Annotated in this window: 23 protein-coding genes, 2 tRNA genes, 1 rRNA gene and 1 pseudogene; 1 reads left to right on the top strand and 26 read right to left on the bottom strand. The window is 50.4% G+C overall.

From position 1 onward, the window contains the following. From DXA97_RS05440 to DXA97_RS05330, 24 genes and pseudogenes are all read right to left on the bottom strand, one after another. Positions 1-93: ribosomal RNA gene (locus tag DXA97_RS05440) — 16S ribosomal RNA — on the bottom strand; the annotation flags it as partial. Between the two features lie 315 nt (positions 94-408). Continuing rightward, positions 409-497, bottom strand: a tRNA-Ser gene (locus tag DXA97_RS05435). Positions 498-562: 65 nt separating this feature from the next. After that, positions 563-648: transfer RNA gene (locus tag DXA97_RS05430), tRNA-Ser, on the bottom strand. A gap of 376 nt (positions 649-1024) precedes the next feature. After that, positions 1025-1588, bottom strand: coding sequence for a glycerol-3-phosphate responsive antiterminator (locus DXA97_RS05425; RefSeq protein ID WP_118718851.1), 564 nt, complete (start codon positions 1586-1588; stop codon positions 1025-1027). Continuing rightward, positions 1585-2313: a glycerophosphodiester phosphodiesterase gene (locus DXA97_RS05420; RefSeq protein WP_118718850.1), complete on the bottom strand. Its 729-nt coding sequence runs from the start codon at positions 2311-2313 to the stop codon at positions 1585-1587. The genes DXA97_RS05425 and DXA97_RS05420 overlap by 4 nt, the downstream gene beginning before the upstream one ends. Positions 2314-2540: 227 nt before the next feature. Then, the gene (locus DXA97_RS05415; RefSeq protein WP_118718849.1) at positions 2541-2903 is read right to left on the bottom strand and encodes a DUF1667 domain-containing protein; all 363 of its coding nucleotides are present in this window, start codon (positions 2901-2903) and stop codon (positions 2541-2543) included. Position 2904: 1 nt separating this feature from the next. Continuing rightward, the gene (locus DXA97_RS05410; RefSeq protein WP_118718848.1) at positions 2905-4182 is read right to left on the bottom strand and encodes an FAD-dependent oxidoreductase; all 1278 of its coding nucleotides are present in this window, start codon (positions 4180-4182) and stop codon (positions 2905-2907) included. Between the two features lie 9 nt (positions 4183-4191). Further along, a complete protein-coding gene (locus DXA97_RS05405; protein WP_118718847.1) occupies positions 4192-5628 on the bottom strand; it encodes an NAD(P)/FAD-dependent oxidoreductase in 1437 nt (478 codons plus the stop codon). A gap of 104 nt (positions 5629-5732) precedes the next feature. Continuing rightward, on the bottom strand, positions 5733-6425 hold the full coding sequence (locus DXA97_RS05400) for an MgtC/SapB family protein (protein ID WP_118718846.1): 693 nt from the start codon (positions 6423-6425) through the stop codon (positions 5733-5735). 143 nt (positions 6426-6568) lie between these two features. Further along, entirely contained in the window at positions 6569-7531 is a 963-nt protein-coding gene (locus tag DXA97_RS05395) for an oligopeptide/dipeptide ABC transporter ATP-binding protein (protein WP_118718845.1), read from the bottom strand. Then, positions 7521-8531: an ABC transporter ATP-binding protein gene (locus DXA97_RS05390; RefSeq protein WP_118718844.1), complete on the bottom strand. Its 1011-nt coding sequence runs from the start codon at positions 8529-8531 to the stop codon at positions 7521-7523. Before DXA97_RS05390 ends, DXA97_RS05395 begins: the two co-directional genes overlap by 11 nt. A gap of 30 nt (positions 8532-8561) precedes the next feature. After that, on the bottom strand, positions 8562-9446 hold the full coding sequence (locus DXA97_RS05385; RefSeq protein WP_118718843.1) for an ABC transporter permease: 885 nt from the start codon (positions 9444-9446) through the stop codon (positions 8562-8564). A 4-nt stretch (positions 9447-9450) separates the two neighbouring features. Further along, on the bottom strand, positions 9451-9801 hold the full coding sequence (locus tag DXA97_RS21945; RefSeq protein ID WP_347561473.1) for an ABC transporter permease: 351 nt from the start codon (positions 9799-9801) through the stop codon (positions 9451-9453). Between the two features lie 23 nt (positions 9802-9824). Further along, positions 9825-10385 (bottom strand): ABC transporter permease, encoded by a 561-nt coding sequence (locus tag DXA97_RS21940; RefSeq protein ID WP_347561472.1) that lies wholly within the window; start codon positions 10383-10385, stop codon positions 9825-9827. Positions 10386-10656: 271 nt separating this feature from the next. Continuing rightward, the gene (locus DXA97_RS05375) at positions 10657-12144 is read right to left on the bottom strand and encodes an ABC transporter substrate-binding protein (RefSeq protein WP_207666841.1); all 1488 of its coding nucleotides are present in this window, start codon (positions 12142-12144) and stop codon (positions 10657-10659) included. A 371-nt stretch (positions 12145-12515) separates the two neighbouring features. Continuing rightward, positions 12516-13162: pseudogene (gene ispD, locus DXA97_RS05370) on the bottom strand (2-C-methyl-D-erythritol 4-phosphate cytidylyltransferase). 116 nt (positions 13163-13278) lie between these two features. Then, on the bottom strand, positions 13279-14328 hold the full coding sequence (gene tsaD, locus DXA97_RS05365; RefSeq protein ID WP_118718867.1) for a tRNA (adenosine(37)-N6)-threonylcarbamoyltransferase complex transferase subunit TsaD: 1050 nt from the start codon (positions 14326-14328) through the stop codon (positions 13279-13281). 9 nt (positions 14329-14337) lie between these two features. Beyond that, a complete protein-coding gene (locus DXA97_RS05360; RefSeq protein ID WP_118544163.1) occupies positions 14338-15249 on the bottom strand; it encodes a ribonuclease Z in 912 nt (303 codons plus the stop codon). A gap of 48 nt (positions 15250-15297) precedes the next feature. Next, positions 15298-15540, bottom strand: coding sequence for a hypothetical protein (locus tag DXA97_RS05355; protein ID WP_118544164.1), 243 nt, complete (start codon positions 15538-15540; stop codon positions 15298-15300). Between the two features lie 274 nt (positions 15541-15814). After that, positions 15815-16267 carry a ribosomal protein S18-alanine N-acetyltransferase gene (gene rimI, locus DXA97_RS05350; protein WP_347560330.1) on the bottom strand — a complete coding sequence of 151 codons (453 nt, stop codon included), beginning with the start codon at positions 16265-16267 and terminating at the stop codon, positions 15815-15817. After that, positions 16264-17019, bottom strand: a complete 756-nt coding sequence (gene tsaB / locus DXA97_RS05345) for a tRNA (adenosine(37)-N6)-threonylcarbamoyltransferase complex dimerization subunit type 1 TsaB (protein WP_118718842.1) — start codon at positions 17017-17019, stop codon at positions 16264-16266. The genes rimI and tsaB overlap by 4 nt, the downstream gene beginning before the upstream one ends. Then, the gene (tsaE, locus tag DXA97_RS05340) at positions 17016-17444 is read right to left on the bottom strand and encodes a tRNA (adenosine(37)-N6)-threonylcarbamoyltransferase complex ATPase subunit type 1 TsaE (protein WP_118718841.1); all 429 of its coding nucleotides are present in this window, start codon (positions 17442-17444) and stop codon (positions 17016-17018) included. The genes tsaB and tsaE overlap by 4 nt, the downstream gene beginning before the upstream one ends. Next, a complete protein-coding gene (locus DXA97_RS05335) occupies positions 17444-17965 on the bottom strand; it encodes a YcxB family protein (RefSeq protein ID WP_118718840.1) in 522 nt (173 codons plus the stop codon). The genes tsaE and DXA97_RS05335 overlap by 1 nt, the downstream gene beginning before the upstream one ends. Positions 17966-18102: 137 nt before the next feature. After that, positions 18103-20244: a Tex family protein gene (locus DXA97_RS05330; RefSeq protein ID WP_118718839.1), complete on the bottom strand. Its 2142-nt coding sequence runs from the start codon at positions 20242-20244 to the stop codon at positions 18103-18105. 213 nt (positions 20245-20457) lie between these two features. On the opposite strand from DXA97_RS05330, the gene DXA97_RS20050 reads away from it, so the two are divergent. Continuing rightward, positions 20458-20808, top strand: coding sequence for a DUF4190 domain-containing protein (locus DXA97_RS20050; RefSeq protein ID WP_182436800.1), 351 nt, complete (start codon positions 20458-20460; stop codon positions 20806-20808). A gap of 84 nt (positions 20809-20892) precedes the next feature. On the opposite strand, the gene DXA97_RS05315 is transcribed toward DXA97_RS20050, so the two are convergent. Both DXA97_RS05315 and DXA97_RS05310 read right to left on the bottom strand, forming a co-directional pair. Beyond that, positions 20893-22119, bottom strand: coding sequence for a homoserine dehydrogenase (locus DXA97_RS05315; protein WP_118718837.1), 1227 nt, complete (start codon positions 22117-22119; stop codon positions 20893-20895). Positions 22120-22154: 35 nt separating this feature from the next. Beyond that, complete coding sequence (locus DXA97_RS05310; RefSeq protein ID WP_118718836.1) at positions 22155-22601, bottom strand: ACT domain-containing protein; 447 nt, start codon at positions 22599-22601, stop codon at positions 22155-22157. Between the last annotated feature and the right edge of the window lie 122 nt (positions 22602-22723).

Here is a 22723-nt window from a genome sequence, read left to right as displayed (position 1 = left end):
TCCGAAGAATCTTTCATAAGTGCTTCGCTCGACTTGCATGTGTTAAGCACGCCGCCAGCGTTCATCCTGAGCCAGGATCAAACTCTCAAATAAAGCTTCGTTAGAAGCGCTGCTGATTGACCAACGGTCAAGCAGATACCTCTAATTCGTTTGTCCCGGTTCAAAAATTAACCACTAGCTAATTGTTTAAACCGTTCTACTGTTGTTTGGTTTGTTTTTGTTCTGAATTTTCTCATTCAAAGATGTCCAACCAGGACTCTTTTTTATTAGAATTTTCAGGGTTTTAAACACTGTTCAATCTTTCATTTTCAAGGTTCATGTTGTTGCTGTTCTCAGCGGCAACGTTCGATATTTTAGCACGTTGTTTTCGCTTTGTCAACAACTTTTTCATCTTTTTTGAAGATGAAGCGCAGAAGGAGGGATTTGAACCCTCGCGCCGCTATTAACGACCTGCACCCTTTCCAGGGGTGTCCCTTCAGCCTCTTGGGTACTTCTGCAAAGTCCCGATGCCTGAACATCAGTAAATATTATATTGTCATCGGCAAGCCTTTCGCTTGTCCAACGGAGAGAGTGGGATTCGAACCCACGCGCCCTTGCGGACAAACGGTTTTCAAGACCGCCTCGTTATGACCACTTCGATATCTCTCCTCAAACGTGCTTTACTATGTTACCAAAAGCTTTCGTTTTTGTCAAGAACTTTTTTTAAGTTTTTTATCGGTGTTTCGTTTATGTCTTGCTCGTCACACGCGACTTGATGAATTTTAGCATACCTTATTGTTCCTGTCAACCCTATTTTTTACATTTTTTTATTTTTTTCGTTTTTCTCGTTTGAACCCCCATTTCTACAGCTAACCAAGACTATATTATGTCCGCACTATGCTGGTAACAACAGGCTTTTTATGAAAAAAGCAATTTCCTATGAAACAAAAATACAGCATGCCAGATATCCGCACTAAAATGCATCTGGCATGCCATACTTCTAAATACTACGTTTTCTTACGAACGGATATATCACGATCAGTTTCTAAATATACCAGAGTTCCTGCCTGGTCGTAGAGATTGCGTCCGCTCCTGCCTCGAACAGTTCCATAACTTCTTTCTTTTCTGAGATCAGTCCGCCTGCGATCAGCGGGATACTGGTGCTGCCGCGAAGACTTTTTATGATCTTCGGCATAACTCCGGGCATGATCTCGATCATATCCGGGTGAAAGCTCTCCAGCATCTTTCTGGTGTTGTCTACCGCCATGGAATCAATGATAAAAGCACGCAAAATGCCGAACATCTTCAGTTCCTGTGCCCTGCGTACCAGCATCGGCTTCGTGCTGATGATGCCATCGGCCCCTGTCTGCTCTTTCAAGAAGTCGATCGCCACTTCCTTTGATCCGAGTCCCTGGACCAGATCTGCATGCACCATGGCGTACTTTCCATGACTTTTCAATTCAGAAACAATGTTTTTAATACTGCAGATATTTCCATACAGGATAAATACGACCTGGCATTCCGTATCCAGGCATTCTTTCAGACCGGCATCATCTTTAATCGCTGCGATCACCGGTGATATTTCCAATAAATCGATTGCCTTTATCATTTTTTACTGTCAATCCATCCTTTGCATACACCCGGGTAGTTGCTGATCACACCTTCAACGCCCCATTCATCCATCTGTTCCAGCGCCCCCATATCATTGATGGTCCAGACATTCAGCGGAATATGGTGTTCCTTACAGCTGAGTACCATATCTTCTGTCAAAGCCTTTACACCCGGATGATAATACTGGAAATCGAACTTCTCGCAGTAATATCCAGGATTTCCGAGATCATCATACTCTACCAGGGCTCCGCAAGGGATATCCGGTGCCAGTTTCCGAAGCAGGGTAATGGAGGAATGCAGGAAAGAAGAAAATACGATCCGTTTCTCCAGTCCGTACTTTTTCACCAGCTCCAGTGTCTTTTCTTCCAGATTCTCATAATAATAAACACCTGACTTGATCTCAATATTTGTCACAAGACTGGTATCCTTTACCCACTGGCAGTATTCTTCCAGGGTCGGGATCGGTTCAAATCCATACTTACCATTCCAGACTGCTGCCGCATTCAGTTTCTTTAACTCAGCCAGCGTGTAGTCTCTTACCCAGCCGGTTCCGTCCGTGGTACGGTCTACCCGCTCATCATGGATGATCACAACCTCTCCGTCCTTTGTGAGCTGTACGTCCAGTTCAATTCCATAGCAGCCGGTTTCTTCTGCCTTTTTGAATGCCAGCATGGTATTCTCCGGGTATCTGCCGCTGTAACCTCTGTGCGCATATACTTTCATCTTCCTGTCCTCCTGTCTGTTTGCTGCTGTGTGACCGGCAGCAAGCCTTTGCCGATACATCACATTCCAGACCGGCAAAATCTCTCTATCTGTAATTTCGAAGATGCGCATACCGTTTGCGCAAATCACCTGCAAACTGATGTATCATCATCTTCCCGTATCATAGCACAGCCCCACCCGCATGTCTATACGGGCGGGGCCTGTGAAAACATTTTATGTCAAACCAGTTACGCCCTTTCCACATTCTTGGTCGCAATAACCGGCACTCCGGTACCAGCACAGTCTTCGATCACAATATCTCCGATATGGACCGGCGCTGCAACAGAAACCCTGCGGATTTCCTCCATGCAGGCAAAGATTTTGTCTTTTGGGATATCTTCCTTCGTCTTTACGGATACCATAGGAATCACACCGTCATTTACATGGACAGAGGATGTCACCACGCGGGTCGGATCCGTCACCTCTTTTTTTGCATAGATTTCTCCGCGTTTACAGGTATTTCCGGTTACCGTGATCCCGGTTTCTTCCATCGTTACCGTCAGAGGGCACCCCAGCGGACATCCGATACAGATCAGCTCTCTCTTCTCCATCTTACTCCACCTCCGTACAAATCACGATTTCTTTCAGGTCCGGATACTTCTGCAGTTCTTCCTTCTTCAGGATCACCTGCTCCATCTCACCCGGTGCCAGAACCTTTTTCTTTCTCGCCTGGACGCGCTCTCCGTCGAGGTAAACGCAGATGATGCGGTCACGGTATACATCGGCTACGCGGAACCGCACGACCACCTGATCCTTCATGTTGTTCACATCGATCGTCTGCGGAACGGTATAACGCACACCGTTCTCCGCCTTTAAGACTGCCACATGTGGCTGGGCCTGCTCTGTTTTCTCTCCGCGCTGCTTTTCCACGTATGCAGCTGCATTGCTTCCTGCGAGTGTAGCTTCCTCAGATACATAATCAACCAAATCGTGCACGTGCAGGACATTGCCGCACGCAAATACGCCCTCCACACTGGTTTCCAGCTGGTCGTTAACATCCGGTCCGGAGGTAACCTGGTTCATCTTTACGCCTGCTTCTTTAGTCAGCTCGTTTTCCGGGATCAGACCAACAGACAGGAGCAGGGTATCGCAGCTGTAATGCTCTTCAGTGCCAGGGATCGGCTTACGGTCCGGGCCCACCTGGGCCAGGGTAATGCCGGTCACACGCTCTTTGCCCTGGATATCCACTACCGTATGGCTGAGCTTTAATGGAATTCCGTAATCATCCAGACACTGGACGATGTTTCTCTTTAAACCGCCAGAATACGGCATCAGCTCTGCTACAACCTTGACTTTTGCGCCTTCCAGGGTCATACGGCGGGCCATGATCAGTCCGATATCACCAGAGCCAAGGATCACAACCTCTTTTCCCACACTATAGCCTTCGATGTTCATCAGACGCTGTGCAGTTCCGGCAGAATAAATACCGGCCGGACGGTATCCAGGAATGTTCAGGGCACCTCTCGGGCGTTCCCGGCAGCCCATGGCAAGGATCACAGCCCCTGCTTCTATGGTTTCCATGCCGTGTTCACGGCTGATCACGGTTACCTCTCGTTTTTCGTTGATATCAATGACCATGGTATTTAAACGGTACGGGATTTTCTTCTCCTCCACCATGGCAATATAGCGCGCTGCGTACTCTGGTCCGGTCAGCTCCTCTTTAAAGGTATGAAGACCGAAGCCGTTGTGGATACACTGGTTTAAAATACCTCCAAGACTGCTGTCGCGCTCTAAAATGAGGATATCCTGAATGCCGGCTTTTCTTGCTGCTATAGCCGCAGCCAGACCTGCCGGGCCGCCTCCGATGATTACAATGTCATGTCTCATGATCGCTCCCCCTTATTTCTGACCGGTCAGCATCTCAGATCCCGGTGCATTCTTGCATACTTCTTCCATACGGATGCCAAGTTCTCTTGAAAGGATTTCCATGGTACGCGGCGTGCAGAAGCCAGCCTGACAGCGTCCCATGCCCTGGCGCACGCGGCGCTTGATGCCGTCTAAGGACTTTGCTCCCAGCGTTCTGGTGATCGCATCTACGATTTCACCCTCACTGACGCTCTCGCAGCGGCAGATGATGGTGCCGTATGCCGGATTTTTGCGGATCAGCTCTGCCCGTTCTTCTTTGCTTAAAAGTTCCGGCCGTACGATGCCCTTTCTGGTCCCGTTCCAATCCTCTTTCTTTTTGGCATTCAGTTTCTCTGCTACTTTTTCAGCCAGCCACTGGCCGATTGCCGGTGCGCTGGAAAGTCCCGGTGACTCAATTCCTGCTGCATCGAAAAAGCCCGGTGCATCCGAAATCTCTCCGATCACAAAGTCATCTCCGTCCTCATGGGCACGAAGTCCCGCAAAAGAAGTGATAACCTGGCGGAACGGAATGCCCTTCACGCTGAGTGATGCACGGCTCATCAGGGAATCCAGCTCCTCTGCCGCGGTTGCAGTCTGTTCTTTGTTCTCAATATCCGTTGCAGTCGGTCCGGTCAGCAGATTCCCGTGTACCGTCGGGCTGACCAAAACGCCTTTGCCCATCTTGGTCGGAAGCTGGAAAATGGTATGGCTTACCAGACTTCCTGCCTCTTTGTCAAGCAGGCAGTAATCCCCTTTTCTTGCAGTAATGTGAAGCTTCTTTTCACTCACAAAATTATGAATCTGGTCGGAATAAACACCGGCTGCATTCACCACGCAGGCTGTGTGGATCTCGCCCTTACTGGTTTTCAGCACATAGCCCTCCGCTTCTTTTTCAATCGTTTCCACCTCTGTCAGAAATTGGAATTCCACACCGTTGTCGCATGCATTCTCTGCCAGCGCAATCGTCAGACCGAACGGGCAGACAATGCCGCCGTTCGGAACATCCAGCGCTGCTACCACGGTATCTTCGATATTCGGCTCTCTTTTCCTTACTTCGTCCCCGCTGATGATCGACATACCTTTTACACCGTTCTTTACACCTTTTTCATAGAGTGCCTCCAGGGCAGGCTTATCCTCCTCTGCAAAGCAAAGGACCAGGGAACCGTTGCGTTTATAATCGAAATCCAGCTCTTTCGAAAGCTCCTCCATCATCTGGCTTCCCAGAATGTTGAACTTTGCCTTTAAAGAACCCGGTTCCGCATCAAATCCGCCATGTACGATGGCACTGTTCGCCTTGGAAGTCCCGGAACACACATCTTCTTCCCGCTCTACGACACAGGCCTTTACCTGATACCGGGAAAGTTCTCTGGCTACCGCACAGCCGATGACTCCGCCGCCGATGACCACTACATCATACTTCATACTGTTCATACTCCTGTCTCCTCTATTTCAAATCCGGGACCAGCATTCCAGCTGTCTTCATATACCAGATTTGTTTGCTGCGTTTCTGTTTTTGAAACACCTTAGTTCTTTCATTACTCGCTGACTGCCAGAACCTCATCCATTTCTACCAGTCTGGCAAGCAATTTTGTTTTCTGATAGCCCGGCGGGAATACCACATCGAACTCCAGCTTTACCTCATCCTTTTTGGTCTTGTTGATTTTTACAGAAACTACACTAAGTTTCTCATGCTGGAGATAATCCTCCATAGACTGCACGATTCCTTCCTGTTTTACCAGGGTCATGCGGATCAGGCCTCCGGATGCCACATCAGCGAAATAGGCGATCCGGTGCATCACGAACTGGATCATCAGCACCAGCAGGGCACTGCAGATTCCCACTACATACATGCCTGCACCGAGTGCCAGACCTACCCCCGCCGTTGCCCAGATCCCGGCTGCCGTGGTCAGTCCATTCACCAGATTGTTCCGCACAAAGATAACACCTGCTCCCAGAAAACCGACACCGCTGACCACCTGCGCTGCTACACGGGCAGAATCCACCTTTTCCACATCAGCAAACCCATATTTGGAAACCACCATGATCAGTGCTGCCCCCAGTGCTACGATCACATGGGTGCGGATGCCCGCTGATTTGTTGCGGTTTTTCCGCTCATTTCCGATCAAAAGTCCGAGAAAAGCTGCTACGACAATGCGTATCAGATATTCCGCCTGGACCCAAAGTTCCGGAGCTAAAAACTGTGCCAGTACCGGCCAGAGCTTCAGCATTCCAGACACCCCCTTTTTCTTTTGTCAGTCCGCAAAATACAACAAAAGCGTCCCCAAAGAAGCACAGATCGATTCTGTGCTCTTATGGTTACGCTTCCTCTTATGCTCTCGCGCGTATGGATGAAATTGTCATGAAACCATTCTTAGAACTCGTTTACCCTGCTGCAGGCAACAAAATGTCCCGGTTCGATCTCGCGAAGCTGCGGGTTTCCATTCTTGCAGCATTCTGCCGCACAGTCACACCGCTTCATAAAACGGCACTCGTCCGGCAGGTTGACCGGAGAAGTGATCTCGCCGCGGATCAGCTGGCGGGCCGGCTTTTCCTTTCCGACGATTGGAAGCGGAATTGCAGACAGCAGTGCCTTGGTATACGGATGCACCGGATTCTGGAAGAGTACATCGGATGGTGCTTTTTCTACCATTTGTCCCAGGTACATAACCGCAATGTCATCGGAGAAATATTTTACGACCGACAGATCGTGGGTGATGAAAATATAAGTCAGTCCCAGATCAGCCTGCAGTTTTTTCAACAGGTTTAAGATCTGTGCCTGAATGGATACGTCCAGTGCAGATACCGGCTCATCGCAGACGATCAGCTTCGGTCTTACAGCCAGTGCACGGGCGATGCCGATACGCTGGCGGCGTCCGCCATCCAGCTCATGCGGATATACGTTCATGTAACGTTCTGCCAGACCTACGGTCCGCATCAGCTCCAGGGTTCTTTCCTCAATATCGCTCTTGGACTTTAACAGCTTGTGTTCGATGATCGGCTCACTGATGAGCTGCATCACGGTCTGTCTCGGGTCAAGCGAGGAGAACGGATCCTGGAATACCATCTGCATCTCCTGACGCAGCGGGCGCATCTGTTTGCGGCTGTAATTGGTGATATCCTGTCCGTCGAAAATGATCTTTCCTCCGGTCGGCTCAAGCAGTTTTAAAATGGTCCGTCCGGTGGTGGACTTACCGCATCCGGACTCACCTACGATACCAAGGGTCTTGCCCTCTTCGATCTTGAAGCTGACTCCGTCTACCGCATGAAGCTGTCCGCCCGGGGTATTGAAAAATTTTGTGAGGTTGTCTACCTCAAGAATTGTCTTACCTGCCATCTTGGTTCCCCCTTAATCTGAATTCCGGATCTTTATAAGCGCTGCAGGCAACAAAGTGTGTCTCGCTGCCGTCCACGGATGCCAGCTCCGGAACTGCCTTTGTGCATGCTTCGGTCGCATAAGGACAACGCGGCGCAAATGCGCATCCCGGCGGCAGATCCGACGGGTCCGGCATCAGTCCTTTGATCGGCACCAGCTCCTCACCGCGCTGCTTTAAGTTCGGCAGGGAATCAAACAGTCCTTCTGTATATGGATGGCGCATGTGATTGAACACATCGTCTGCCGTTCCTTTTTCTACGATACGGCCGGCATACATAACTGCCACGTCCTCACAGACCTCTGCCACAACGCCGAGATCGTGGGTGATCATCAGCATGGACATCTCTTTTTCCCGGATGAGCTGTTTCATCAGCTCCAGAACCTGCGCCTGGATCGTCACATCCAGTGCCGTGGTCGGCTCGTCCGCGATCAGAAGCTGCGGGCTGCAGGCCAATGCGATCGCGATGACAACACGCTGCTTCATGCCACCAGAGAACTGATGCGGGTAATCGTAGGCACGGGATTCTGCGATGCCTACCATTTTCAGCATTTCTTTTGCCTTCTCAAAGGCTTCTTTTTGGGAGATATTCTGGTGGATCGCAATACTCTCACCGATCTGGTCTCCAACCGTCATAACCGGGTTTAATGCAGTCATCGGATCCTGGAAGATCATGGCAACCTCGTTGCCGCGCATTTTTTCCAGCTCTGCCGGTGTCATTTTTAATACATCTTTTCCGTCCAGTTTGATCTCGCCGTCTTTGATGACCCCCGGCGGGTTCGGAACCAGATTCAGAATGGAAAGCGCCGTGGTGGTTTTGCCCGCTCCGGTCTCACCTACCAGGCCTAACGTCCGCTTTTTTGCAATAGAAAGATCAATACCGTTGACCGCATGGACATCGGCATCCTCCGTCTCGTAGTGGACTACCAGGTTTTTTATATCAAGTACTAACTCTTCAGCCATACCCTATTCCTCCTAACATTTTTCAGCTGCCTATTTTTTCAGTTTCGGATCCAGTGCATCGCGCAGTCCATCACCCAGCAGGTTCAGTGCCAGAACGGTGAACATAATGGCAAGACCCGGAATGATACACATATAGCTTGCATCACGGATGTGACTTCGTCCTGCAGAAAGCAGTGCGCCCCACTCCGGTGCCGGTGCCGGAACACCGATTCCAAGGAAGCTTAAGGATGAAGCGGAAATGATGGTGGTACCGATCAGCAATGTGATCTGTACGATGATCGGTGACAGACAGTTCGGAAGAATATGCTTTACGATGATTTTCCAGGTCGGCAGTCCCATGGCGTAGGAGGATTCTACATACTCCTGGTCACGGATCGTCATAACGGAAGCACGGACGATACGTGCAAAGCTGCTGGCGCAGGAAAAGGCCAGGGCGATCATTAAGTTTACGGTGCTCGGTCCTAACAGGGAGACGATAACAACCGCTGTCATAATGTTCGGAATGGAATAGAAAATATCGATGCCGCGCATGATGATGGAATCGGTGATGCCGCCCTTAAAGCCTGCCTGGGAACCCAGGATGGTGCCAACGATCAGGCCAAGAAGCACAGAACCGACACCGATGATCAGGGAATAGCGTGCTCCGTAGATGATACGGGCAAATAAGTCACGTCCATATTCGTCGGTACCAAACCAGTGCGCTGCACATGGTCCCATCAAACGGTCCTTCATATTCTGGCCGATAACATCCTTCTCATAGTCAAAGATGACCGGGCTGAAGGCTGCTGCCAGTACCAGAATCACCAGGAAGGCCAATCCCAGCATAGCACCGCGGTTTTTAGTCAGGCGCCGCCAGGTCTCCTGGAACAGCGTCCGTTTTTTATACTGTTTTTTGATTTCGCTTGCCTGTGCCATTGTATCACCCCTTCTTACTGTACTGTGCTTTGATTCTCGGGTCAAAGAATGCGTAGATCAGGTCAACCACCAGGTTGATGATACACATCAGGATGGAACACATGATGATCGCACCCGTAACCATCGGTGTATCGCGCTTGGAAATGGAATCATAAACAAGACGTCCGATACCCGGCCAGGAGAATACGGTCTCCGCAAGAACAGATCCAGTGATGACCAGGGACATCTGAAGGCCGATCGCTGTGATGATCGGGATCAGCGCGTTCTTTAAACCGTGCACGGTGATGACCTGCTTCTCGGAACATCCCTTTGCACGTGCGGTGGTCATGTAATCCTGACGGAGCACGTCCAGCATGGACGAACGCGTCGTTCTGGTGATCAGGCCGCAAGGCCGAAACCGACCGTCACCGCAGGCAGCACCAGACTGCTCAGACCTCCTTTACCGCCCGTCGGGAACCAGCCCAGCTTCAGCGAGAATATGATGATCAGCATCAGGCCCAGCCAGAAGTTTGGCATGGACGTGCCGAACAGGGCGAATATCATACCCGCTGTATCTTTCCATGTATTTTGGTGTATCGCTGTGTAAATACCGAGCGGCAGGGATACCACTACGGCAATGAGGACAGCGGCTCCGCCCAGCATCAGCGTGTTCGGGAGACGCTCCATAAAGGTCTTGAATACGTCACGCTTGGTCACATAGGACTTGCCCATGTCTCCGGTCAGCATGCCTTTCATATAGTTGCCATATCGTACGATGAATGGGTCATTCAGTCCAAGTTCTTCACGGATCTGCTCGATCTGCTCTGGCTTCGCGTTATCGCCTGCAAGCATTAACGCCGGATCTCCTCCGGTTAAGCTCATGGCCCAGAAGATCAGAAATGAGGTTACCAGAATAACCGGGATCAGCATGATCAGTCTTTTCCCAATGTATTTCAGCATTTGCCTGTCGCTCCTTTTTGTGTGTTAAAAGGCCTACATGGAAACTTGCGGGGCTTTTGAAGCACCCGCAAGTCTTTTCAGCCATTATGTTTTTGTTACAGAACAGATCCTCTTACAGATCCGTTTTCACACCGCGTTTCTCTTTACTCTGCGATGTAAGCGTGACGCCAGTCGTGGTTGCCGCCGCCATAGAAGTACTGTCCCTGAAGGTTCTTGTTGTATGCAACAACCAGGTTTGCAATGTATAACGGAACCTGCGGGCATGCATCTACTAAGTAGGTCTGCAGCTCTTTTGCGGTCTCAAGACGTTTGTCTGATCCTTCTCAGTTGCTACGATGTCGATCATCTCGTCTGCCTTGGAGTCAGAATAGTGATGATAGTTGGAGCCGGAACCGGTATAGAACAGGTCACGGTATACGAAGTCAACCTTGGAGTCCTCGTTCCATCTCCACAGGAAGAGTTCCTGATTGCCGTCTACACAGGTAGATTTTAAGGTTGCAGTCTCCATCGGCTCAAGGGTTACGTTGATGCCGATATCTGCCAGGTTTGCCTGGATGATGGTTGCGATCTGCTCATACGGAGCACCGGATGCATAGGTTAAGGTGGTGCTGATGCCGCCGTCCGGGTAACCAGCCTCTGCCATTAAGGATTTTGCACGGTCTACGTCGTAGTCGAAACCATCCATGTCATCATAGAAGCCCCACAGACCACGGTTTAAGATGGTGGTCTGCAGTGTGCCCTTGCCATATACAGCTGCCTCAAGGACTGCGTCACGGTCGATCGCGCATGCAACAGCCTGTCTTAAGGTCTGGTTGTTCCACGGCTCCTTCTCTACGTTAAATGCGAAGTAGAAAAGACGGGTACCGGTCTGCTCGTAAACGGTAATGTTATCGTCATCCTCTAAGTACTGCAGCTCATTAATCGGCGGGTTTACGCAAACGTCGATCTCGCCTGCCTGCAGTGCCATAACACGGGAGGATGCCTCGATGTATGGGCGGAACTCGATGGTCTCAGCTACGCCAGGAGCCAGATTGTCGTCTGCCGGGAGATCGTTGCCCCAGTAATCGTCAACCTTAACCAGGCGGCAGTACTCACCCTCTACCCACTCGTCGAACTTGTACGGGCCGGTGCCGATGTAGTACGGATCCTCTACGCCATCATCGTAAGCCTTCTTGGACTGGATGGATAACGGAACAGATGCTAAGGACTGGATGAACTCGTTGTTGTATTTCTCGATCTCGATCTCGATGGTGTAGTCATCCACTACGGTACATCCAACATAGCCTGCCAAAACGGAAGCTACCATGTTGCCGGTTGCCATATCCAGAGTGAATTTTACGTCCTCTGCGGTCATCGGGGTCTTGTCGTCATCGTTGAAGTGTACATCGTCACGCAGCTTCATCACGATGTGGGTGTCGTCCTTGAACTCCCAGGAGGTTGCCAGACACGGGCCGAACCGCTCATCTCCCTGGGAACCATTGTTGAAGAATACCAGAGTCTGGTGGGTATTCTTTAACACGATGTTGTTGATCTGGTCCTGCTGCTGCTGAAGATCCAGGTTGTTGATGTCAGCGTCGGTACCGATGATCAGGGAGTCCTTATGGCCGGCCGCTGTGGAGCCTGCCCCGGCTCCTGCCTCAGAACCACCTGCCGCCTGACTTCCCGAATCAGAACCAGAACTGGTTTTTCCGCCGCCGCAGCCTGCTAAGGATACTGCAAGCATAGCAACACTGAGCAGCAATGCGATTTTTTTCTTCATACACATTTCCTCCGTTTTCTTATAATCATCCGGCCTGTGCCAGCCGGACGTGTTCGTAATGACTTATTAATAAACCTCATACACCGCATTTAAACGCAAAAACAGCACAGTCGTACGACACCCCACGTTCCGATCCGGACTCCAAATGAAATGCCCTACACACCTGCGCCGCTCTCTATTCTCTATGCAATGTGTATATTTGTTTATCAACATATCCAAAGTATATCATCACTTTGTGAAATACACAAGCATTTTTCTCAGTTTTTCTTCGTTATTTTGTTAACTTTTCCCAAGTGTAACCTTTGTTTTTCATCAATTTTACATTAGCCGCACTTTGTAAAATAAAGTTTACGTAATACCTCTTCACAAGGTCACTGCTGTCCGCACATGCATGTGCAGCCGCGCCTGTTCAGCAATGCCTCTGCCAGGATCAGATCCTCCGGTGTTGTCACCTTTAGATTTTCATAGCTGCCTTCCACCAGACGGACCTTCGTGCCGCTTAAATGTTCCACTACCATGCATCGTCCGTGATTCCTTTTTGAAGGGATTCGTCCGCCATCAGACGGTCGTAAGCCGCACGCACCAGCGGATAGGAAAATGCCTGCGGTGTCTGCACCTGCCAGAGTCTGGAACGGTCCGGGGTAGATTGTGCAAAACCGTCTGGATCGGCCACCTTTATGGTATCCTTCACCGGCATCCCCACCACACAGGCTCCATCCTGCATAGCCGCGTAAGCCGCGCGGGAAATAATCTCCCCCGTCACCAACGGTCTGGCTCCATCATGGATCAGCACATAATCGCACTTCTGCAGAGCCTTCAATCCTTCATAGACAGAATGATAGCGTTCTTTTCCGCCTGTCACAATACCGCAAAGCTTTTTCAGGTGCAGGGGCGCCAGGATTTCCTGACGCACATAATCTTCCTCACCGGCACCTGTCACCAGCACCATCGCATCCACAATGCTTTGTTCAAATGCTTCCAGCGCATAAGAAATCAGCGGGCGGCCATTTAACAGCATATACTGCTTCTGAATGTCACTGTGCATCCTGCTGCCGCGCCCGCCGGCCAGGATCACTGCCCCGATCCGAAATGTACCGATCATATCCTGTCTTCCTTCTTCCTGCTTTTCTCTTCTCAGCGCTCTCCCAGCTTCAGGTTCGGCACCGCATTTAAATCCCAGCCGTGCCGGGTTCCCTTTTTGTATTCGTAGTAAGCCGCACAGCCGATCATGGCCGCATTATCCGTACAAAAGATTGGGGACGGATGATAGAAATGAATGTGTTCTTTGTCACACGCCGCCTGCATGGCTGCACGAAGAGCTGAGTTGGATGCCACGCCGCCGGCGATCGCCAGCTTGTCATAGCCATACTCTTTTGCGGCCAGAACCGCACGGCTTACCAGTGCCTCTACCACCGCATTCTGGAAAGATGCGACCAGATCCGGCACACAGATTTCCATTCCGGTCATGTGTGCCTTGTTAATGTAGTTCAGTACTGCCGATTTCAGGCCGCTAAAGCTAAAATCGTATGGGGAACCTTCTACCTTTGCGCGCGGGAACTCAATGGCATGCGGATTGCCCTCTTTGGCTGCCTTGTCCACTTTCGGACCGCCCGGATAGCCAAGTCCAACGGCTCGCGCCACCTTATCGAAGGCCTCTCCGGCCGCATCATCTCTCGTCCGTCCAATGATCTCGAACTCGCCGTAATCCTTTACGATGACCAGATGCGTATGTCCGCCGGATACGATCAGGCAGACAAACGGCGGCTCCAGATCCGGGTTTTCAATATAGTTTGCAGAGACATGACCTTCAATATGATGCACGCCCACAAGTGGTTTTTTCGCCGCAAAGGCAATGGCTTTCGCCTCAGCCACACCAACTAACAGTGCGCCGACCAGCCCTGGTCCGTAGGTCACGCCAATCGCATCGACGTCATCCAGAGTCACCTTTGCATCTTCCAGCGCCTGGGTTACTACCTGGTTGATCTTCTCAATGTGTTTTCTGGATGCGATCTCCGGCACTACGCCGCCAAACTGGGTATGCAGTGCGATCTGGGAAGAAATGACATTGGAAAGGACCTCCCGGCCATTCTTCACCACAGAAGCTGCAGTCTCATCGCAGGAGCTCTCAATCGCCAGGATCAGAATATCCTTCTCTTCTTCGGTTTTCTTATTTTCTGTCTCCATCATTTGTTTTTATTCCTCCTCAAAGGTCAACTCTCTGGTCCAGCCATCCCGTGCAGTCTTTGCTGCCGGGAAGATTTCCCTCACCTTATCAATAAATTCTTCCGGATGGTTTAAGGAAGGACTGTAATGCGTCAGCCACATTTCTGCCGGCTGCGCTTTCTTTGCCAGGTTTGCTGCCTCGTACATCGTCATATGCTTATATTCCCGGGCCTTGACTTCTTTTCCGTCTTCGCCGTACATGCCCTCACAGATAAACAGATCTGCATGGTCTGCGTACTCCGCGATGACCGGAACCGGTCTGGTATCCGTACAATACGTAACTTTCAGGCCCTTGCGGTCCGGTCCCAGGACCATATCCGGCGTATAAGTCACTCCGTCTAAGGTCAGGGTCTCGCCTTTCTGCAGGCGGCTCCATGCCTTCATCGGCACATTCTGCGCTTTCGCCCGCTCCACATCGAAGCGGCCTGCACGCGGAATGGAAATGGAATAACCATAACAGACCACATTATGGTTTACCCGGTAAGCATCGATCACATAAGGTCCGATATGAAACTGTTGTCTGTTTTCTTCCAGCTCGATAAACTTTAACTGGAATGGGAGCTCCGGTGCGATGGTGCGGAGCGCATTCACGACCCGCTCTAAGCCCTTTGGTCCGATCAGTGTGACCGGCTCGGTACGCTCGGCATTGCCCATCGTGAGAAGAAGCCCTGGAAGTCCGCTGATGTGGTCTGCGTGGTAATGGGTAAAACAGATCACATCGATGGGCTTCGGGCTCCATCCTTTTTCTTTCAGCGCCACCTGCGTTCCTTCTCCGCAGTCGATCAAAAGACTGCTGCCGTCACAACGCGCCATCATCGCAGTCAGCCAGCGGTACGGAAGCGGCATCATCCCGCCGGTTCCCAGTAAACAGATATCTAACATAAATCGATTAACCTCATTTCATTTGATGCTGATATCATAGCATAGCGTTTAGATGAATTCAACCGCTTCCTCGATTTCCGGGGCGATCGCAAACTGCCGGATAAGCTGGTCATAGCACTCCTCACACAGATCCCAATGATGGATCTCGCCGTCTTTTTCAGAAAAGTAATCCCAGGAATAATGGACCGAAAAGCTTCCCTCCCGCAGGATTCCGCGCTCCACCACCTGTTTTTTTCCGCAGCCGTTGCAAATGACCGATTCCAGGGTTCCGTTTGTCTGATATTTTCTCATGTCTTGTTCCTCACCTTTTCGTTCCTGTTTCTATACAGGTGTGCATTCTTGTAACTGTTCAGTAGGTCTGCGCATTTACTGCGCTGACCGTAAGAAAACATAGGCTGGCAGGCAAAAATCCCATTGCCGTAGGCAATTTTCATGGATTTTTGCTCGTGACTGTGAAGGTACTGAACAGTTACGCATTCTTTTTTTATTCTGTCTTTCTAGAGTAAAATAGGGAACACGGCACATCGGCCGCATCCCCTACATTATAATAGAAATATTCGTAATTTTAAGTGGTAATTTTTTCCGGCAGATCCCGTTTCCACATGATCACGGCATCCTCGGCCGGATTGTGATAATAGGCCTTGCGTACTGCCTCTGCCTGAAAACCATAGGATTCATACAGGTTTCTGGCCGCCAGATTGCTCTCGCGCACCTCCAGGCTGATGGCATAGGCCCGCTCGCGGATAGCATACTCTACCATGGCATCCATCATTTTTCTGCCAAGACCAAGCCTGCGGCTGTCCGGATGCACTGCGATCCGCTGCACCTCTCCCTCGCCCGCGAGGACACGCAGGTTGCAATAACCCCGGATTTTTCCTTCCTGTTCAAACACATAGTAGACATCGTACGGACTGTGGATCCCGGACTCCAGGATATGGTAGGACCAGTTTTCCGAAAAGCAGAGCTTTTCCAGTTCTGCTACCGCCGCAAGATCCCGTTCTTCCATCCGGCGGATCACTGCACATCTCCTGTTCCGACACTGTGTCCGGCTGCCAGCTCATCCGTCTTTCCCTGCCGCTTTGCCTCTTCCAGCTCGCGTTCTGCCTGGGCTTTCCGCAGGTAATCCGGCGCATGGTCCATGGCCGATACCGTCTTTCCTTCCGCAAAATAGACACTTCCCAGAGCAGCAACGCTGGCGCCTCTCTGGCGGCTGCACTGCGCCGGGGCAAAGGAAAACGGAACAGTCATGGTTTCCCGGATTACCGTTTCGTTTACCGGAACTCCATCACCTAAGAAGATCACCCGCTCCCCACGGGCATTCAATTCCCCGATCAATTCGTGAATGTCCATGCCGCACTGCGGTTTTACCACCTCAAATGCATCCTCATAATGGTAAAGTCCCGTGTACACCTGTCCTCTTCTGGCATCCATGACCGGGCAGATGAGTGCAGAACTTCCGTACAGATTGTACGCCATGGCATCCATCGTTGGCACATGGACCAGCGGCTTATTAAGCGCAAGTCCGAGTCCTTTTGCTGTTGCGGAGCCAATGCGCAGGCCGGTATAAGAGCCCGGTCCTCCGGATACCGCAATCGCGTCCACATCGTTGAGATCCAGTTCCAGCATACGGGTCACCTCATCGATCATGGGGAGCAGCGTCTGGGAATGGGTCTTTTTAAAGTTTACGGTATATTCTGCCGTTACCAGTCCATCAGTCACCACAGCCACAGAAGCCACCAGCGACGAGCTTTCTATTCCAAGTATTTTCATGACAATCCCTCCACCGTTATCTTCCGGTAATCAAATCCCTGTTCCAGATCCTTTTCAATCCGGATGCGGACCACCTGTTCCGGTAAAATTTCCGGGATCAGCTGGGACCACTCGATCAGGCAGACGCCTTCCCCGTAAAAGCAATCCTCGTAGCCGATCTCATCCATCTCGCTGACATCCCCGATCCGGTATACATCAAAATGATACAGCGACAGACGCCCGCTGTCATACTGCTGCACGATCGTAAAGGTCGGGCTGTTTACCGGTTCCTCAATACCAAGCCCGGCTGCAAAACCCTGGGTAAAAATTGTCTTGCCCACTCCAAGATCTCCATCCAGACAGTAAATCTCACCCGCTTTTGCCTGCTCACCCAGGCGTTTTCCAAGGGCAAAGGTTTCCTCCGGGCTGTTGCTTCTATATTCCATCAGATTTTCCTCCGTTTTTCTTTCGGAAGATGCGCCGTTACCAATTCGCGGAATGCCTCTTCCTGATCTGCCAGCGCTGTTTTCGGAAGCAGATACGCATGAACACGGTCCATATATAAAATATACATGGATGGCTTCGCATCCAAAAGCCCCATCTGTTCCCAGGTAAATTCCGCCTGATTGTCCGTCTGGCTCACCGTCAGCTTTTCATCATCGAATACCAGACGCATCGGATCCTTGACGGCCGGGCGCTTTGCCTGTTTTTTCGCCTTAGTCCACAACAAAAACGGCTGCCATACCGTAAAGACCAGAACACAGATCACAAGCAGACAGCGGTATGGAGTGGTTGTGCTGCTCCACCGGAAGATTAAAAGATACAGCGCTGCCAGCGTAAACAGCAGATTAAAGATTCCCATCAGCCCGGCATTCGTGTGATACATGGAAAATGCCCAGAGATCTTTTGCCGTGACGGTTAAAGTGACATCCACAGTTTTTCCCGTCTGGACTACTTCGTTTTCCATTTGCGTTCACCATCCTTTCGCAAACAATTCTGGCTGCTTTCGCAACCATTTACTCTTCTTTTCCTGGATTTCTTTTCTGAAAATCCCATTCAAAGGCAATGTCATTTTCTATTTTGCTAATTGCACAATGGTTATTTTTATAATTTCATGGTCAGTGCAATACGCTTCTTGTTCAAGTCCACGCTTAACACCTTCACCTCGACAATATCACCAACGCTGACTGCCTCCAGCGGATGCTTGATATAGCGATCCGTCATCTGGGAAATGTGCACCAGGCCGTCCTGATGAACGCCAATGTCCACAAAGGCACCAAAGTCAATGACATTGCGCACGGTTCCCTTTAATACCATGCCCGGCTTCAGGTCCTTCATTTCCAATACATCCGTGCGCAGGATCGGCTTTGGCATCTCCTCGCGCGGGTCTCTCGCCGGTTTTTCCAGTTCTTTTACAATATCCTTTAAGGTGATCTCACCCAGACCTAATTCCTCTGCCAGTCCCTTGCAGCCACGCACCTTTCTGCCAAGCTCTTTCAGACCGCCAGATACAATATCTTCCGCTTGATAGCCCAGCTTCTGGAGCAATGCTTCAACCGCCTCATAGCTTTCCGGATGCACGGAGGTCATGTCCAGAGGATTTGTGCCGCCGTTGATGCGCATGAAACCGGCGCACTGTTCAAATGCCTTCGGTCCCAGCTTTGCAACCTTCAACAGCTGCTTCCGGTTTGTGAATACGCCGTTCTCCTCGCGGTAAGCTACAATATTTTTTGCGATGGTCTTGGTCACACCGGAAATGTACTCCAGAAGGGAAGCAGATGCGGTATTTAAATCCACACCAACCCGGTTTACACAGTCTTCCACAACGCCCTGCAGCGTTTCACTTAAGTTTTTCTGGTTCATATCGTGCTGGTACTGGCCAACACCGATGGACTTCGGGTCGATCTTAACCAGCTCTGCCAGCGGGTCCTGCAGTCTTCTTGCGATGGATGCCGCGCTTCGCTGTCCAACATCGAAGTTCGGGAACTCCTCCGTAGCAAGCTTGCTTGCCGAATATACGGATGCGCCTGCCTCATTCACGATCACATACTGCACCTGCTGAGGAATCTCTTTGATCAGGTCTACAATGATCATCTCAGACTCGCGGGATGCAGTTCCGTTTCCCAACGAAATCAGGGAAATGTTATATTTTTTGATAAGGTCCTTTACCACCTTCTTGGATTCCTCGACCTTATTCTGCGGTGCAGTCGGATAGATCACGGTCGTGTCCAGTACCTTTCCGGTCGCATCCACAACAGCGAGCTTACAACCGGTGCGGAATGCCGGGTCCCAGCCAAGTACCACACGGCCTGCTACCGGCGGCTGCATCAGAAGCTGCTTTAAGTTCTTTCCAAAGACCTTGATCGCGCCTGCCTCTGCATTCTCCGTCAGGAAACTGCGGATCTCACGTTCAATGGCCGGTGCGATCAGACGGCGGTAGCTGTCCTCTGCCACTTCCTTTAATACCGGGGTTGTATACGGGTTCTCCTGCGTGATCACCTGTTTTTCCAGATAGCGCAGAATAGTTTCTTCCGGTGCATCAACCTTGACCGTCAGGACTTTTTCTTTCTCGCCGCGGTTTAAAGCCAGGACACGGTGTCCCGCACACTTTTTCACCGGCTCCTCGTACTGATAATACATCTCGTATACCGATTCCGCTTTTTCATTCTTAGCCTGGGAACGGATCATACCCTGCTCCATGGTAGCCTGACGAATGTAGGTACGGTAATCCGCCTGGTCGGAGATGCGCTCCGCAATGATATCCTTTGCACCCGCCAGTGCATCGGCTGCTGTCGGCACTTCGTTTTCTTCGGACACATAGTCTTCAGCAAGCTTCTCCAGCGGCTCCTTCACCTGCTGAAGCAGGATCAGCTCTGCAAGCGGCTCCAGTCCGCGCTCTTTCGCGATCATGGCACGGGTACGGCGTTTCGGGCGGTACGGACGGTACAGATCGTCCAGCGCCACCATGGTCATCGCATCCTGGATCTGTTTTTCCAGCTCCGGTGTCAGCTTTTCCTGATCACGGATGGAAGAAAGAACCTGGTTCTTCTTTTCCTCCAGATTGCGCAGGTAACGCAGACGTTCATCCAGATTACGAAGCACCTCGTCGTTTAACGAGCCGGTTGCCTCTTTCCGGTAGCGGGCAATGAAGGGAATGGTATTTCCCTCATCGATCAGCTGGACAGCTGCCTCCACCTGCTTATATCCGATCTGCAATTCCTCCTGCAATGTTTTCAAAATATCCATCTAATGTAAAGCTCCTTTGTTTTCAAACTGTAACAGCTGTTCACGCAGACTTTGACTTTGCCTGGGAACCGCTGCAAACTGTACCCCTCATTATAATCGATAAGCAAGTCGTTCGCAAGTCGTTCGTCCGCAATTCCACCTTGAGGCTTTTTTCTTTTCGTGTTATGATTGGGAATAGTTGTATTTTTATCTATACTTACGGAGGAATTTTACATGGAACAGAATACCGGAGCCAAGCGCCCCGCCCCTAATAGACTCGCCCTGGCCAGCCTTTTGCTGGGTATTTCCGGGATTATAAGCTGGTTTTACCCACCAGTCCAGATCATCTTTGGTGCTTCTGCTGCCCTGACTGCATGGCTCTCCCGGAGAGGCCGCCGTTTTACCGGAACCGGAATTGCAGGATTCGTCATCGGAATCTTCTGCATTTTCCTGAGCTTCTTTATTTTTTTCCAGTATATGCTGGTCTACAATGTCGCTCAAGACCCAGCCAACTCTGAACTCATCCGCCAGGTCTACCACCAGGCGCAGGAAATTCTAAACAGTGTAGCACCTGCGGCACAGTAAACCATATTTTTAACGTATGAGGACCGTGGAAGCTGCCTTCGGCAGCTTCCACGGTCCATTCTTTTACGCCCAAATTATTATTTTTTAAAACTCTGCCCGGATTCTCTGGCGGATCTTCGCGGTCTTTTCCAGCGCTGCAGCACAGTCTGCATATGCTGCTTCACTCATCTCACCAGTCAGGAGTGCAAACTCGTCGCTTAAGCTGTCCAACTTTACGACTTCTGCATTTCCAAATGTTGAAGCGGCAGCTTTCTCGAGTTCTTCTCCAGTTCCCTCTACGCGTACAAAATAACGATGTACAGAGGTTTTCTGGTCTGCAATCGCGAGGCGCTCGCTGCTCCAGCCAAGCACTACATGATGGTCTGCGTTCTCGACTGCTTCCATAATGTCTGCGATAACTGCACTGGCGGTTGGCAGTTTGCCGGCACCGCTTCCGTAGAACATGGAAGTTCCAAGCATATTTCCTTTTACCATGATCCCGTTGAATACATCATTCACGGCATACAGCGGGTGGTCTTTTCCGATCATGACCGGTGCTACCCAGGCATGAACCTCTTCTCCGTCCATGCGGCTGGTACCAAACAACTTTACAGAGGTTCCAAGCTTGTCTGCATACTTAAAGTCCACATCTGTGATTTTGGTAATACCTTCTGTGCTGATGTCCTCGTAGTTTACTTCTTTTCCTGTTGCCATCGCTGTGAGGATCGCGATCTTACGGCAGGTATCGTAGCCTTCTACGTCTGCCTCTGGGTTGCGCTCTGCATAACCAAGCGCCTGGGCCTCTTTTAAGACTGTCTCAAAGGATGCGCCCTCTTTGTCCATCTTGCTCAGGATATAGTTGGTGGTACCGTTTAAGATACCGGTGATCTCTACGATCTTCTCGCCCTTTAAGCAGCGGTACAGCGGACGGATGATCGGGATGCCGCCGCCGACACTTGCCTCAAAGAAGAAATTTACATTCTTTTCTTTTGCAATGGCAAGAAGCTCGGTTCCGTGTGCTGCCACCAGTGCCTTATTGGAGGTTACGACATGCTTGCCAGCCAAAAGGCTTGCCTTTACAAACGGGTATGCCGGATTTAATCCACCCATGGTCTCTACTACCACACTGACCTCCGGGTCCTGCTCGATCACCTGAAAATCATGCACAATCTTATCTTCTACCGGACTTCCCGGGAAATCTCTTAAATCCAGGACATATTTCAGTGCTACATCCTGTCCGCAGCCTTTTTTGATCTGATCAGCGTTCTGATCTAAAATTTCTGCCACTCCGGAACCAATTGTGCCATATCCCATGATTGCTACCTGTACCATTGCTCTGTCCTCACTTTTCTCTTTGTTTGATAAACTTATTCTCTCGCAAGAATCTTCACATAGTGAATTCCATCCTGCTCTTCGATTTCTTCCACCATCTTGGAAACATTGCCGGTATTGTCTTTTACCTCCACAGACAAGGTTAACGTCGCTACTCCGTTTACCGGAATACTCTGATGGATCGTCAGGATGTTTGCTTTATAAACTGCTACGATATGAAGCAGGTCCGAAAGCAGTCCCTGTTCATCGTCCATCTGCACCACGAAGGTTACAGTCTTGCCTTTGGTATTATCATAAAACGGAAAAATATCTTCTTTGTATTTGTAAAAAGAACTGCGGCTGATGCCTACCCGCTCTGTTGCCTCCTGCACGGTTAACACACGCTCGGACTCCAGAAGCTTCTTGGCTTCCACCACTTTCAGCAATACCTCCGGTACTGCCTTCTGTTTTACCACAAAATATTTGCTTTTCTCTTCTGGCATAACAAATCCTCCTGCACACTCTCTATGTTCGTCTACTATGAACATTTGTGCTCATGAGGAAGATATTAGCACAAAAAAAAGCAGAGTGCAAGCATTTTCTCGCATACACTCTGCTTTCCCGT

This window comes from Clostridium sp. OF09-36 (assembly GCF_003481985.1).
In the GTDB taxonomy this organism is placed as follows: domain Bacteria; phylum Bacillota; class Clostridia; order Lachnospirales; family Lachnospiraceae; genus Brotaphodocola.
The sequence above is the reverse complement of the archived record's forward strand: the minus strand, read 5'-3'. Positions and strand labels throughout refer to the sequence as shown.